At 70.4% G+C, this 14,509-nt stretch carries 13 protein-coding genes; all 13 read right to left on the reverse strand.

Annotated features, from left to right (window positions below; genetic code table 11):
- Positions 1 to 848: 848 nt before the first annotated feature.
- Positions 849 to 1,679, reverse strand: coding sequence for a carbon-nitrogen hydrolase family protein (locus ABD332_RS52430; protein ID WP_344513332.1), 831 nt, complete (start codon positions 1,677 to 1,679; stop codon positions 849 to 851).
- Positions 1,676 to 2,392, reverse strand: a complete 717-nt coding sequence (gene npdG, locus ABD332_RS52435) for an NADPH-dependent F420 reductase (protein WP_344513334.1) — start codon at positions 2,390 to 2,392, stop codon at positions 1,676 to 1,678. Before npdG ends, ABD332_RS52430 begins: the two co-directional genes overlap by 4 nt.
- Positions 2,389 to 3,396, reverse strand: coding sequence for an LLM class flavin-dependent oxidoreductase (locus tag ABD332_RS52440; protein WP_344513336.1), 1,008 nt, complete (start codon positions 3,394 to 3,396; stop codon positions 2,389 to 2,391). Before ABD332_RS52440 ends, npdG begins: the two co-directional genes overlap by 4 nt.
- Before the next feature lie 17 nt (positions 3,397 to 3,413).
- Positions 3,414 to 4,832 (reverse strand): dihydropyrimidinase, encoded by a 1,419-nt coding sequence (gene hydA, locus ABD332_RS52445; protein ID WP_344513338.1) that lies wholly within the window; start codon positions 4,830 to 4,832, stop codon positions 3,414 to 3,416.
- A 15-nt stretch (positions 4,833 to 4,847) separates the two neighbouring features.
- Positions 4,848 to 6,215 (reverse strand): aminotransferase class III-fold pyridoxal phosphate-dependent enzyme, encoded by a 1,368-nt coding sequence (locus ABD332_RS52450; RefSeq protein ID WP_344513340.1) that lies wholly within the window; start codon positions 6,213 to 6,215, stop codon positions 4,848 to 4,850.
- Complete coding sequence (locus ABD332_RS52455) at positions 6,212 to 6,775, reverse strand: amino acid synthesis family protein (protein ID WP_344513343.1); 564 nt, start codon at positions 6,773 to 6,775, stop codon at positions 6,212 to 6,214. The genes ABD332_RS52450 and ABD332_RS52455 overlap by 4 nt, the downstream gene beginning before the upstream one ends.
- Before the next feature lie 90 nt (positions 6,776 to 6,865).
- On the reverse strand, positions 6,866 to 7,693 hold the full coding sequence (locus tag ABD332_RS52460; RefSeq protein WP_344513345.1) for a nitrilase family protein: 828 nt from the start codon (positions 7,691 to 7,693) through the stop codon (positions 6,866 to 6,868).
- Positions 7,690 to 9,174: an NAD-dependent succinate-semialdehyde dehydrogenase gene (locus ABD332_RS52465; protein WP_344513347.1), complete on the reverse strand. Its 1,485-nt coding sequence runs from the start codon at positions 9,172 to 9,174 to the stop codon at positions 7,690 to 7,692. Before ABD332_RS52465 ends, ABD332_RS52460 begins: the two co-directional genes overlap by 4 nt.
- Before the next feature lie 50 nt (positions 9,175 to 9,224).
- The gene (locus ABD332_RS52470) at positions 9,225 to 10,016 is read right to left on the reverse strand and encodes an IclR family transcriptional regulator (protein WP_344513349.1); all 792 of its coding nucleotides are present in this window, start codon (positions 10,014 to 10,016) and stop codon (positions 9,225 to 9,227) included.
- Positions 10,017 to 10,139: 123 nt separating this feature from the next.
- The gene (locus ABD332_RS52475; protein WP_344513351.1) at positions 10,140 to 11,291 is read right to left on the reverse strand and encodes an ABC transporter substrate-binding protein; all 1,152 of its coding nucleotides are present in this window, start codon (positions 11,289 to 11,291) and stop codon (positions 10,140 to 10,142) included.
- 51 nt (positions 11,292 to 11,342) lie between these two features.
- Positions 11,343 to 12,152: an ABC transporter permease gene (locus ABD332_RS52480; RefSeq protein WP_344513353.1), complete on the reverse strand. Its 810-nt coding sequence runs from the start codon at positions 12,150 to 12,152 to the stop codon at positions 11,343 to 11,345.
- On the reverse strand, positions 12,152 to 12,943 hold the full coding sequence (locus tag ABD332_RS52485) for an ABC transporter ATP-binding protein (protein ID WP_344513355.1): 792 nt from the start codon (positions 12,941 to 12,943) through the stop codon (positions 12,152 to 12,154). The genes ABD332_RS52480 and ABD332_RS52485 overlap by 1 nt, the downstream gene beginning before the upstream one ends.
- Before the next feature lie 117 nt (positions 12,944 to 13,060).
- Positions 13,061 to 14,011, reverse strand: a complete 951-nt coding sequence (locus ABD332_RS52490; RefSeq protein ID WP_344513357.1) for an ABC transporter permease — start codon at positions 14,009 to 14,011, stop codon at positions 13,061 to 13,063.
- Between the last annotated feature and the right edge of the window lie 498 nt (positions 14,012 to 14,509).

The following is a 14,509-nucleotide window of genomic DNA, read 5'->3' on the forward strand; positions in this document are numbered from 1 at the left end:
GAATCAGCGGTTGCGCGACCTGCCACAGGTCGTCCGGCGCCCAGGTATGGATCATGTCCTCGACAACATCCGCCACAAACAGAAGATCATGCCCGAGGCAAGGACCTCACCAAGTGAGACACCCCCTTAGCCGACCTGCCCAAGCCAACCAAACCAACAGGTCAGCGCCACACGAAGGCAGCCACGGCGGCCCGCGCGGCCTGGCATGCTCGGCCACCTCGGCGCGCAGCGCGTCGGGCAGCGCGTCGGGCAGGGAGCGCCTCCCTGGCGGACGCTGCCAGGAGACCGAACCTTTCGCCAGACGCACGAACCAGATGCATGAAGTTAGGTCGAACACCGCGCACCCAGAATTTGGGTCGTCGACCTGGTCAACGACTTCAACCACCACTACCTCACCCCGCGGGGGGAGCGTCTCATCAACGGCCCTGACGGCGTCCGCGCCGCCTCAACTGAAGCCACCACGCTCAGCGACGCCCGCGGGTGTCGACCAGCGATGACCGTCGCGTCGACAGCTGCGTTGAACGAGCACATGCCCGGCTCCTGTCTGGCTCCTGCCGGGCATGACCCCACCGACCGCGTTCAGGGCAGGGGAACGGCCAACGGCCGGGCGCTGGCCACTGGCGGCGGGCCGCTGATCCGCGTGAAACAGCCCACCGCCATCCGGCACCGACATGCACCGATCCGTTGGAGGTTCCGCCCACACCCCAGACGAAGCGAATAATGGCTGATTCCGAGCCAGGCCGCTGCGGTGTCCTGGCGGATCGGTCGGCCGTGGTCGGGGGTGGGTGGGTGGAACGGCACGGCGCATGCAATGAGCACGACATCGCATGCGCCGCACCGGCTTGGGGTCAGGCTGTCGGGCCCATCTTCGTCAGGCGCGAGTACAGCTCGGGCCGCCGATCCCGCAGGAACGGCCGCTTGCGCCGGGTGCGGTCGATCAGGCTCAGGTCCACCTCCGCGACCGCCAGCCCGTCGGCGCCGTCCGCCGCCTCGGCCAGCACGTCGCCGTCCGGGCCGTAGACGGCGCTGAGGCCGAAGTAGTCCTTGACGCCCTCCTTGCCGACCCGGTTCGAGCAGATCACGAACAGGCCGTTGAACACCGCGTGCGCGCGCAGTTCCAGCTGGAAGACCTCACGCATGGGGGCGCTGGCCGAGGCGACCGGCACGCACAGCACCGAGCCACCGCGCAGGGCCACGATTCGGCTGAGCTCCGGGAAGTGGCGCTCGTAGCAGATGATGGTGCCGACGCCGGTTTCGCCGGTGTCGACGACCTCGGGCTCCGAGCCGCCGGGCTGGAAGTAGAACTTCTCCGGGAAACCGTTGGAGAACGGCAGGTGCGACTTGCGGTACACCGACTTGAGCTCGCCGGCCACGTAGGTGCAGGCCGTGTTGTAGTACACGCCCGGCACCTCGGCGGCCTCGAAGATCGACGAGACGATCGTCATGCCGTGCTGCCGCGAGCGCTCGGCGGCCATCTGGTTCGAGGGGCCGTCGAGGCGCTCGGCCAGCTCGAAGTAGTCGAGGTCCGGCTCCGGCTGGACGAACGGCACGGCGAAGAGCTCCGGCAGCAGCAGGATCCGGGCGCCCTGGCCGGCGGCGTCGTCGATCAGGTCGGCGGCGCGGCCGATCGTCTCCGTGCGGTCGTTGGAGGCCTGCAGTTGCAGTGCGGCGAGTTTCACGCGGGGACCCTCTCGTGGGAGGCCTGGGTCAGGCCGGTGATGGACACCCCGGAGCGGGTCTTGTACCGCTTGTTCACCGAGATGAGCACGGCGGTCAGCGGTTCCAGCTGACGGGCCAGCCGCAGCCGGCCCGCGTCGACGCCCCGGCCGCCGGTCACGTCCGCGGCCAGGCCCATGACGAGCTCCTTGGCCTCGCGGTCGTCGCCGCAGACCAGGACGTCCTCGTGGCTCAGGTCCGCGTCCTGGTCGAGCAGCAGCGGGGCCGAGAGGTGATGGAACGCGCCCACCACCGTGGCGCCGCCGGCCAGGGACGCGGCCTCCTCGGCGGCGCTGCCCGCGGGGACGTCGAGGCCGAACGGGCCCTGCTTGTCGAAGCCCAGCGGGTTGACACAACTGATGACGATTTTCCCGGCCAGGGCAGCGGCCAGCGACGACACCAGCTCGGTGTGTCCGTCGTAGGGCACGGCGAGCAGCACGACGGGGGCGGAGGCGGCCGCGTCGAGGTTGGACGCACCGGTGACGTTCCCGGCCACCCGACGCAACTCCACGGAGCCGATCTCGAGCTCATGCCCCAGCTCCACCGCGGCCGCCGAGGCACGCGAAGCGTCTCGGGAGCCGAGCACGATGGAGTGTCCGGCGCGAGCCAGGCGGTAGGCAAGGCCGCGGCCCTGGGGACCGGTCCCGCCGATGACGGCGATCGTGGTGACGCTCATGCCTTGGCCGCCTGGGCGAGCCGGGTGAGGGTCTGCTCCTTGTCGCCCAGCGTCGAGATGATCGGGCTGCGAACGCCGGCCTCGTGGTACGACATGAGCTTCTCGAACGCGTCGTCCGTCGAGCCACAGGCGGTCACGTTCTGGACCAGACTGTTGGGGACGAGCTGCATCGCGCGCTTGATGTCCTCGGGGGTCGCGGGCCAGCCGGCGATCTCCTGGAGCCGGTCGACCAGCTCGCGCTCGACGCCGCAGTGCTCGGCGATGTGGGGCTGCTGGCACAGGTACAGCGTCAGGAAGGCCTTGCAGGCGTCGATGGCCTCCTGCGGGTCGTCGTCGTTGATGCTGCACGAGACGATCTGAGTGAGGTCGATCGACGTCTTGCCGTCGGTGCGCTTGGCCAGGCCGCGCTCGATGGCGGCGTTCGCACCGACGAGGTACGACGGCGGCAGCAGGAAGTCCATGTGCACGCCGTCGCTGATCTCCCCGGCCAGCTCGAGCATCTTCGGGCCCACGGCGCCGATGTAGATGGGGATGTCGACGGGCTTGTTCTCGCGGTACATGCTGTCGAAGCGCACGCCGCGCATCTGCACGAAGTCGCCCTCGAAGTCGACGAGCTCGTTGCGGAAGAACGACTGCAGGACGGTGATGTACTCGCGCATCGACGCGATCGGCTTGACGAGGGGCTGCCCGACCTTGGTCGCGAGGGGCTCCCACCAGGCGCCGATGCCGAGGATCGCGCGGCCGGGCGCGACCTCGTCGAGGGTCTTGAAGGTGACTGCCATGAGCGCGGCGTTGCGGCTCTTGTTGTTGACGACGCCGGTGCCGATCTTCACGTGGCGGGTCCGGCTCGCGATGATCGCGGCGGGCACGATGCCGTCGCGGGCGAGGCGCCCCTCGGCGACCCAGACGGACTCGAAGCCGTTCTGGTCGGCGAACTCGGCCTGCCAGTAGGTCTGCTCGAGGCTGAGCCGCTCGCCGACATGGATGCCAAGAGGAATTTTCATTGCGAAGAACGCTCCGTTCAGAAGAGGTGCGGCGCGCCGCGCTCGGCGAAGACTCCGCGGCCCGCGGCGCCGGAGAAGGAGCCGGCGGCGTCGACCAGGTGCTCGCCGCGGGACAGGACGTGGACCGGCTTGCCGGTCACCCGCATCCCGTCGTAGAGGTTGTAGTCGGTGCGCATGTGGGTGTTCTCGGTGGTGATGACGTGGTCGGCGGCGGGGTCCCACACGACCAGGTCGGCGTCGGCCCCGACGGCGACGATCCCCTTGCGGGGGAACAGGCCGAAGAGCTTGGCCGGCCGGGTCGACACCAGGTCGACGAAGCGGCAGGCGTCGAAGCGCCCGCTCGCCACGCCGCCTTCCCAGAGCACCATGAGCCGGTCCTCGATGCCGGGCACCCCGTTGGGCACCTTGGGGAAGTAGCCGGGGCTGCGCAGCTTCTGCGGGGGCAGGTCGTCGGGCTGGTGCAGGCAGAAGCCTGCGTGGTCGGTCGCGACCGTCGCCATCGCGCCGGTGACGAGCGCCTTCCACAGGCCTTCCTGGTTGCTGCGCTCGCGGATCGGCGGCGAGCACAGGTAGGCGGCGGCTTTCTCGCCGAGGCCCTCGTAGTCCTCGTAGGCGACCTGCAGGTACTGCGGGCAGGTCTCCGCCCACACCCGGCGGCCGTCGGCCCGTGCCCGGCTGATCTCGTCGGCCGCGGCGGCGCTGGAGACGTGCACGACGTACAGCGGCGCCCCGACCGACTCGGCGAGCACGATCGCGCGGTGCACGGCCTCGGCCTCGGAGTCGTGGCCGTGGGCGGTCGCGTGGAAGTGCTCGGCCGTGTCCCCGCGGTCGATGAGCAGCTGAGTCTCGCGGGCCACCATGTGCCCGTTCTCGGCGTGCACCATCGGCAGCACGCCGAGCTCACGGGCGAGGTCGAAGCCCTCCAGCAGCTCGCCGTCGTCGACCATCTGGGTGCCCGGGTAGGCCATGAAGAACTTCCAGCCGGCCGCCCCCTCGCCGGCGAGGCGGCGCAGGTCGTCGAGCACGTCGGGCTGCTGGGCGCGGGGCGGGACGATGGCGTGCAGACCGAAGTCGACGACCGAGCGCTCCAGGGCCGCGTCGCGGCGGCGCAGGTACGTGTCGTACAGCGACCGGTCCGGCTCCTTCTTGACGAAGTCCAGGATCGTCGTGGTGCCGCCGTGCGCGGCGGCGACGGTCCCGGTGTAGAAGTCGTCGGCCGTCCTGGTGGTGAACCCGTCGATCGGGTACTCCAGGTGCGTGTGCGCGTCGATCCCGCCCGGGATGACGAGCATGCCGGTCGCATCGATGACCGTGTCGGCGGTCCAGTCCGAACCGATACCGAGCGCGACGATCCGGCCGTCGCGTACGAGCACGTCGGCGCGGATGGCCGCGTCGGCGTTGACGACCGTACCGCCGCGAATCAGTGTCGATCCCATGGCAATCTCTCCAGTTCAGCCCTGGTAGTGCTCGTCGGCGAGGGCGAGGACCTCGTCGAGCACGCCGAGCGCCAGGTCGATCTCGGCGGCGTTGATGACCAGCGGCGGCGTGAGGCGCAGGACGTTGAAGTTGGCGGTGAGGTACACGCCCCGCTCCATCGCGGCCTTGAGCAGCTTGCCGACCGGGGCGGCCGCGGGTCCCTTGGCGTTGAACGGGACGAGCGGCTCCTTGGTCGCGCGGTTCTTCACCAGCTCGACGCCGTAGAAGAGGCCGCGGCCGCGGATGTCGCCGATGCTCGGGTGCCGCTCGGCCAGCTTGGCCAGGCCGGCGCCGAGGCGCTCGCCCATCGCCCGCGAGTTGTCCACGACGCCCTCGTCCTGCATGATCCGCAGCGAGGCCACGCCGGACGCGCACGCGAGGGGGTGACCGGCGTAGGTCATGCCGCCCCAGAACATGTTCGTCCGCAGCCACTCGGAGATCCGCTCGTTCACCGTCATCGCGCCCAGCGGGACGTAGCCCGAGTTCAGGCCCTTGGCGGTGATGAGGATGTCGGGCGTGACGTTCCAGTGGTTGCAGGCGAACCACTCGCCGGTGCGCCCGAAGCCGGCCATGACCTCGTCGAAGATCAGGATGATGCCGTACCGGTCGCAGACCTCGCGCAGCGACTGTAGGTACCCGTCCGGCGGGTAGAGCAGGCCGTTGGTCCCGGTGACCGGCTCGACGATGACGGCGGCGACGGTCTCGGGGTTCTCGTACTGCAGGAGCTCCTCGAGGTGCGGCCCGCCCGAGCAGACCGGGCACGGGTCGGGGTGCCCGGCCGGGCAGCGGTACGTGTACGGGTCGAGCATCCGCACCACGCCGCTGATGCCCGGCTCCGCGGCCCACCGGCGCGGGTCGCCGGTGAGCGACATCGCACCGGCGGTGGCGCCGTGGTACGAGCGGTACCGCGCGACGATCTTGTGCCGGCCGGTCACATGGCGGGCGAGCCGCACCGCGTTCTCGTTGGCCGCCGCGCCGCCGGTGGTGAAGAAGCTCATCTTCAGGTCGCCGGGGGTCAGGTTCGCGATCATCTCGGCGAGCTCGGCCCGCGAGCGCTCCGCGAAGCCGGGGCCGATGTAGCACAGCTCCTCGGCCTGGGCGCGGATCGCCTCGACGAGGCGGGGGTGCTGGTGGCCCAGGTTCAGGTTGACGAGCTGCGACTGGAAGTCCAGGTACTTGCGGCCGTCGTAGTCCCAGAACCACGAGCCCGAGCCGCCGGCGACGGGGATCGGGTCGAGCGAGCCCTGCACCGACCAGGAGTGGATGACGTACTCCTTGTCGACCGCCTTCACGCGCTCCGCGGTCCAGGCGCCGGCGTCGATCTGGTGCTCGGTGATGGTCATGCGCCGGCCTTGACCTCGGCGCCGAAGGTGGCGAGGCGGGCGAGCGGGCGGCCGGCGTTGGCCGCGGCGACGATCACGAAGATCTCGCGGGGCCGCGGGACGTCGGCGACCTGCAGCGTCACCGTCTGGTGGTGCGAGCGGGTCTTCGAGTCCAGCTTGTGCTTGAGCGGGATGTCGATCGGGCTGCCGGTGAGCCCGACCTTCTCGGCCGCCGGGAGCAGCTCGGTGCCGCCGGCCGCGTTGCGGAACATGTTGCCGAACCGCAGGTTGTGAATGAGCGCCGAGCCGTGCTCGAGCTCCCCGTCGATGCCGACGAGCGCCGCCTTGCCGAATGCCTCGACCTCGTCGCCCAGCAGCTCGACGCAGGCCGGGCCGATGAGGCTGCCGATCTCCTCGCCCAGTTCGTCGGCGAGGGTCACCAGATCCTGCACGTACTCGCTGGGGTAGGGGTTCTCGATGACGACCCCGACGAACGCGACGCGGTGGCGGGGCTGCACGTCCTGACCGTTCTCGAGCCAGGTCTCCTCGAGGTGGCGAACGATCTTCCGGACCCTGATCACGATGACTCCTCTGTGGTTCATTGAACGAACCGTCGGTTCAAATACTGTAGACACTGCGGGGGGCTGTCAAGAGCCGTGAGGACTCGAGGCTCAGCTCGAGTAGAGGTCGGTGCGCCGGTCAGCCAGAGGCTGGTTGAACGGGTTCTCCCGGCGCTCCCGGCGGGTGCCGATGAGGTCGACCTCGGCCAGCACCAGCTCTTCGCGGTCGCGGCTCGCGGGCTCGGCCAGCGGCCAGCCGTCGGGGCCCACGAGCACGGACCGCCCGACGAACTCCTGCCCGCGCTCGACGCCGATCCGGCTGATGCCGGCGACGAAGAACTGGTTGCTGTGTGCGCCCGTCATGCACATCAGGTGCGCCATCGCCGGCCCGGTGTCGGGCTGCCCGGGCACGGGCACCCAGTTCGACGGCAGCACGAGAAGATCCGCACCTTGTACGGCCGCGCTGCGGAACATCTCGGGGAACCAGGCGTCGTAACAGATGCCGACGCCGATGCGCCCCAGCGGGGTGTCGAACACCGGGAAGCCGGCCGTGTTCGGGTCGTAGATGCGTTTCTCGTCGTTCCACAGGTGGGCCTTGCGGTACGTGCCCAGGTGGCCGTCCGGCCCGAGCACCACCGCGGAGTTGTAGACCCGCTCCCCGTCGAGCTCGGTCAGGCCGCCGACGATCCAGATCCCCAGCTCCGCCGCGAGCGCGGCCCAACCGGTGCTCGTGGGGCCGTCGGGTATCGGCTCCGCGTACTTCGCCGCCTCCGCCCGATCCTCGAACACGTAGCCGGCCGAGGACGCCTCGGGCAGGACGACGAGCCGGGCCCCCTCGGCCGCGGCCCGCCGGATCCAGGCCGACGAGGCCGCGAGGTTGCCCTCGACGTCACCGAGGACCGGTTCCCACTGCACGCCGGCCAGGACGAAGCCGGTCACCAGTTCGCCCGGACGGCCGTGTACTTGATGTTCAGGTACTCGTCGATGCCGACCCGGCCGCCCTCGCGGCCGAGGCCGGACTGCTTCACCCCGCCGAACGGCGCCGCCGGGTTGGAGATGACGCCCTGGTTGAGACCGACCATGCCGCTCTCGAGGCGTTCGCTGACGCGCAGCCCGCGGCCCAGGTTCTCGGTGAAGACGTAGGAGGCGAGGCCGTACTCGGAGGCGTTGGCCAGGCCGACCGCCTCGTCCTCGGCGTCGAAGACCACGATCGGGGCCACCGGGCCGAAGATCTCCTCGCGGACCGTCCGGGCGTCGCCGGGCACGTCGGCCAGGACCGTCGGGGCGAAGAAGTAGCCGTCGCCGCCGACGGCCGCTCCCCCGGTCACGACCCGGGCGCCGGCCGCGGTCGCGTCGGAGACCAGCTCGCCGACCGATTTCACGGCGTTGCCGTCGATGAGCGGGCCCACCTCGGTCGCGGGGTCGAGCCCGTGGCCGACGCGCAGGCGGCCCAGGCGCTCGGCCAGGCCGCTGACGAACTGCTCCGCGACGGAGCGCTGGACATAGAAGCGGTTGGCGGCGGTACAGGCCTCGCCGACGTTGCGCATCTTGGCCTGGACGGCCCCCTCGATGGCGAGGTCGAGATCGGCGTCGTCGAAGACCAGGAACGGCGCGTTGCCACCGAGCTCCATGGACGTGCGCAGCACCCGCCGGGCGGCCTGGCCCAGCAGGGTCCGGCCCACCTCGGTCGAGCCGGTGAACGACACCTTGCGCAGCCGCGGATCGTCGAGCAGCGCCGAGCTGGCCTCGCCCGAGCGGGCCGTGGTGAACACGTTGACCACGCCCCGCGGGACGCCGGCCTCCTCGAGGATCGCCACCAGCGCCAGCATCGACAGCGGGGTCTGCTTGGCCGGCTTCACCACGACCGTGCAGCCGGCCGCGAGCGCGGGGCCGATCTTGCGGGTGCCCATCGCCATCGGGAAGTTCCACGGGGTGATGAGCAGGCACGGGCCGACCGGCTGACGCATGAGCAGCACCCGGGAGCCACCGGCCGGGGCCGGCAGGTAGCCGCCGTCGATGCGGACGGCCTCCTCGGCGAACCAGCGGAAGAACTCCGCCGCGTAGCTGACCTCGGCCTGCGACTCGGCGAAGGCCTTGCCCATCTCCAGGGTCATCAGCCCGGCCAGGTCGTCGCGGCGCTCGACCATCAGCTCGAACGCCCGGCGCAGCACCTCGCCGCGCTCGCGCGGTGCCGTGGCGGCCCAGGCGTGCTGGGCCCGGTCGGCGGCGGCCAGGGCGTCGAGCGCGTCGGCGACGGATGCGTCGGCGACCTCCGCGATCACCGAGCCGGTCGCCGGGTCCTCGACCGCCAGAGCCTTGCCGCCCTGGGCCGTCCGCCACTCGCCGTCGATGTACAGGCCCTTCGGCACCCGGCCGGCCGCCGCCGTCGCCGCGGCCAGCGCCTCGTCAAATGAGGCCATTGCTTCCTCCTCCACCGGCCGGTCGTCCCCGGTCCGGTCCATCGCCGGCGTTACAGCCGGCCTAGCCCACTGGGCAGCTCGATGTCGGTATTGCTGAGCAGCTCGCTGAGTTGCCGGGCGGCCTTCATGACCGACTCCGCCACCTCGTCGATCCGTTCGCGGGTGAGCCGGTAGGTGGGGCCGCCGATCCAGACCGCGTACGGCGTGGTGCCCCGGATTCGCACCGGCGCCGCCACGGAGGCCGCGCCGACCTCGAGCTCGTCGTAGGCGAACGCGAACCCGCGGGCGCCGACCGCCGCCAGCGAGCCCATGAACGAGTCCAGGTCGCCGACCTCCGGCGGCGCGGACGCGGCGAACTCCTCGGCGAAGTCGGCGCGGACCTCGGCCGGGTCGAGCGCGGCCAGCAGCACCTTGCCGGTGGACGTGGCCCACACGGGCTGCGTCCGCGGCACGGGCTTGAGGGTCTGGCCGATGAGCGAGGGTCCCGGCACCTGGGCCACGACCATCACCTTCGGGGCGAGCAGGACGTCGAAGCCCGCCGTCTCCCGGGTCTCCTCCGCCAGGCCGCGCAGGACGTCACGCATGTGGCCATAGGCACCGCCGCCGTCGAGCAGGCCGCCCACGATGGACAGCAGGCCGAGGGAGACGCGGTAGCGCCGCGTCACCGGGTCGAGGGTCAGCCAGCTCTCCCGCTCCAGCACGGTCAGCACCCGGTAGCAGGTCGCCTTCGGAATGCCCGCCTCGCGCGCGACCTCGCTGAGGCCGACGCCCTCGGGGTGGGCGGCCACCGCGCGCAGCAGCCAGATGGTGCGCCGGACCAGGCCGGCTTCACCAGATGCCATCGAGTTCCTCCCGTTATCCGCATGCCATCGTCAGCGGCAATTCTTTTCGATGCCATCCTGGCAGGCGCGGCGGGCCGCCAGGATGCCGGACGAGGCCGCAACCCCGTCCGGCACCCTGCGCGGCTACTTGCCGCCCTCGGTGATCGTCGGCGTCTCGGGCTTGTAGGAACTGCCCACGACGTCCGCACCGGCCGCCTTGAGCTCCTCGCGGGCCTTGTCGGACAGGTCGGTGCGGAACGCGCTGCTGTCCGGCTTGTTCTTGAGCACGCCGCCCTTGATCGCGATGTCGATGGTGGAGTCCCACGACTTCTGGTCCATCGCCCCGATGCCGTTCGGCGACGGCCAGACCAGCTTGTTGACCTCGGTGAGCATCCAGGTCTGGTGACCGGCGCCAAGCGCGCTGCCGTGGTTGAGCACGATGTCGACGCAGCCCTTGAGGTCATCGCGGCAGGCGGCCCAGCCCTGGTACGACGCCTTGAGGAACTTCACCGCGGTGTCCTGGTTGGCCTGGTCCTTGAGCCAGTCCCCGCGGCTGTAGATGCCGTCCTCGAGGCTGGTGTAGCCGGCGTCCTGCAGGCTGATCGCGGTGAAGTCCGACTGCTGGTACAGCTTGCCGGTCTTCGGGTTCTTGGTCTCCAGCAGCTGGGCGTACTCGTTGTACGTCTTCGCCTGTGCGCTGTCGACCTCGCGCTTGAGCAGCAGCGACATGTCGAACGGCTGCTGGATGATCTGGGTGTCCTTGGTCGGCTCGACGCCCGCGCCGCGCATCGCCGCGTACTGCACCAGCTCGTTGCCGTAGCCCCAGCTGCCGGTCTTCTTGCCCTTGAGGTCGGCGAGGGTCTTGATGCCCGAGTCGGCCCAGGCGACCTGCAGGTACGCGCCGCGCTGGAAGACCTGGCCGATGTTGACGAGGTCGGCGCCCTGCTCGCGGGTCGCCATCGTCTTGGTGACGTGGCTGACCGCGAACTCGGCATTGCCGGAGGAGAGGACCTGCTGGGGGACGATGTTGACGCCGCCCTCCTGGATGGTCACGTCCAGGCACGCCGCGTCGTAGAAGCCCTTGTCCTTCGCCGCGTAGTAGCCGGCGAACTGGGCCTGGGCGACCCACTGGAGCACGACGCGGACCTTGGTCTTCGACTGGCAGTCCTTGCCGGCGTCGGACGCGGCCTGCGTGCCGCTGTCGGACATGCCGCCACAGCCGGTCGCGAGCAGCGCGGTGGCGGTGAGAGCGCTCAGACCGGCTGCCAACCGGCCCGGCCGTCTACGAAGGAACATGGTGACTCCAAAGCAGAGAAGAGTTTGGGGGCTTCTGAGGGGGTGTGGCGCCTACGGGTTCTCGTCGTGCAGCGAGGAGTGCCAGGGCATGAGGAGGCGCTCCAGCAGCGAGACGACGCCGAACATGGCCAGGCCGAGCACGCTCGCCACGAGGATTCCGGCCCAGGCGTAGTCGAACCGGGGCAGCGACGCCTGCGAGGCGATGTAGACGCCGAGTGCGTTGCTCGGGCCGCCGAAGTACTCGGTCACGATCACGCCGATGACGGCGAGGGTGGAGCCGAGCTTCAACGCGTTGAACAGGAAGGGCAGCGCGTTGGGCAGTCGCAGCATCAGCGCCACGTGCCGGGGCTTGGCCGCCAGCGACTGCATGAGCTCCAGGTGCAGGGGTGAGACCTGGAGCAGGCCCCGGGTCGTGTTGACCAGAACGGGGAAGAACACCATCACGGCGGCGACGCCGGCCTTGGAGACCAGGCTGGTGACGCCGAACCAGTTGTTGAAGATCGGGGCCAGGGCCACGATCGGAGCGCAGTTGATGATGACGGCCACGGTGAGCACGGGCCCGGACATGCTCGGGAACCGGCTCAGCACCAGCGCCAGCACGACGCCCCAGACCACGCCCATGAGCAGGCCGAGCAGGACCGCCTCGACGGTGATCCGGGAGGCCGACATGATCGTGCCGAACTGGCCGGCGAACGCGGACAGGATCGCGGTCGGCGTCGGGAGGATGAACGACGGGACGTCGAACACGATGACGGCGAGCTGCCACGCGCCGAGAATCACCAGGGCGGTGACGACGACCGGTAGGACGCGGCCGAGCTGGGCCCGCAGCCGGGACGGCTGGACGGCCTGGGTGACGGCCATCAGGCAGCCTGCTCAGCGAGCTCGCTGTGCAGGGCCGTGCGGGCCTCGGTCACCTTGGCGAAGAACGCTTCGGTGCTACGGGTGGCCGAGGTCCTCGGGTACGGCAGGTCCACGTCGATGCTCGCGGCGATCCGGCCCGGGCGGGCCGACATGACGACGATCCGCGAGGAGAGGAAGACCGCCTCGGAGATGCTGTGCGTGACGAACACGACCGTGGTCCGGGTGTCGGCCCAGATCCGCAGCAGCTCGCCCTGCAGCCGCTCCCGGTTCATCTCGTCCAGCGCGCCCAGCGGCTCGTCCATGAACAGGATCGCGGGGTCGGCGGAGAGCGCGCGGGCGATCGCCACCCGCTGCTGCATGCCGCCGGAGAGCTGCCACGGGAAGTGCTTGGCGAACTCGGAGAGCCGGACGAGCTCCAGCATCTCCTGCGCCTTCGCCCGGCGGGCCTGCTTGCCGGCCCCGGCGACCTGTAGCGGCAGCTCCACGTTGCGCTGGACGCTGCGCCAGTCGAACAGGCCGGCCTGCTGGAAGACCATCCCGTAGTCACGGTCGGTCCGCGCGGCGCGGGGCGTCTTGCCGTTGAGCGTCACCGTGCCGCTGGTCGGCTCGGTGAGGTCGGCCAGCACGCGCAGCAGGGTGCTCTTGCCGCAGCCGCTCGGGCCGAGCAGCGACACGAACTCGCCGCGCTCGATCGTCAGGTCGATGTTCTGAAGCGCGGTCACCGAGCGCTTGCCGCCGCTGTTGAACTCTTTGTTGACTCCGCGGACGGAGATGATGGCGGGCTCAGTCATCAGCTACTCCAGGCAATTGTGAGGTTCGGTGCGGTCTTGCCCCACGGGCGTCGGGATGTCTGGCGGGAGAAACGATCCGCAGGTGAGGCGGTCCGAGCCAAAGGCTTCTGCTTGTGCTCACGCATGGCGGTGTCGCAGCGCGAAGCGCTCGATCAGGCCCAGCAGCTGCACGAAGACGATGCCGGCGACCGCCGAGACGAGGACAGCGGCGTAGAGCTTCTCGGGGCCGTTCGAGTAGTAGTAGGCGAAGGTCAGGATCGACCGGCCGATGCCGCGGCCGGTGCCGGCGGACAGCTCGCCGACGATGGCGCCCACGACGCTCGCCGTGGCTGCCAGCCGGAGCCCGGAGAACACGAACGGCAGCGACGCTGGGATGCGCAGCCACCACAGCACCTGGCGGCGCTTGGCCCCGACGCTGTGCATGAGCTCCAGGTGCACCTTCTGCGGCGACTTCAGCCCGCGCAGGGTGTTGATGGTGACCGGGAAGAAGGCCAGGTAGGCGGCGATGCCGGTGACGGCGATCCATGGCGGGGCGCCGGCCTTGCCGCCCCAGATCACGATCATCGGGGCGATGGCCACCAGCGGCACCGTCTGGGAGGCCACCAGCCACGGCATCAGGCCCTTGCTGACCGGGACGACGTTGAGGAACACGATCGCCAGCAGCAGGCCGAGCGCGGAGCCGGCGACGAGGCCGTAGAGGGCCTCGCGCAGCGTCACCGTCGTCTCGCCGATCAGGTATGCGGCCAGGGTCGTCGGGTCGCCGCGGCGGGCCGGCTCGACCAGCGAGCCCACGATCGCCGAGAGGTGGGGCATCGACAGGTCGTCGGTGGCCACCGGGAAGCCGATCCGGGTGCCGGGAATGACGTCGTCGAACGCCTGGCCCAGCGCCTTGTAACCCTCCCAGAGCCCGGCCAGCACCGCGAGGACGCCGATCGAGCCGACGATGTTGATGACGTGCTTCTTCACGTTAGGTCCGCGAAGGGACCGGCCCTGCGCCAGCTGCTGCCGCCCGCGCTGGGCGCGCCCCGTCTCGGCCGACGGCGGCGGAACGATCTTTGTCGCGGTCATGTGCAGGCACTCTCCGAAACCTCTCGGGAGCCGTCGTCCGGCGGTAGTGTTTCACTCAGTGAACCGTTGGATCGGATCACTGAGTGAACTGGTGGTTCACGATAGAGCCGTGACTCAGGCCACGTCAATGCATCCGGCAACGCGGATCTCACGCGCTTCGGCGGACCTTCCTACCGTGGGTGACCTGCGAGTTTCCGCCTGGTGCGGACGTGTTTCGCGTCGGCCGTTCGGCTGGGCCGGGGATCGGCCGAGGGGGTGCCGTTCTTCGGCCGGGGCACCTTTGGGGCCACCGAGGTCAGTGCGACGGGGTCGCGGGCCGGCCGGTGTGGGGGCGCCGCGGGCCGGCCGGTGGGGCGATGGGGCGATGGGGCCACGTCCTCCCCCGGGCTGCCGGTTGGATGACCGTGGCGACGCGCCCGGTGCTGTCGTAGCAGATCTGCGTGTCGACTGGGGTCACCGACAGTCCGGTGCTGCCGGCCGGGCAGGCGACGGCCGTGC

This window comes from Dactylosporangium maewongense (genome assembly GCF_039531485.1).
Lineage (GTDB): Bacteria > Actinomycetota > Actinomycetes > Mycobacteriales > Micromonosporaceae > Dactylosporangium > Dactylosporangium maewongense.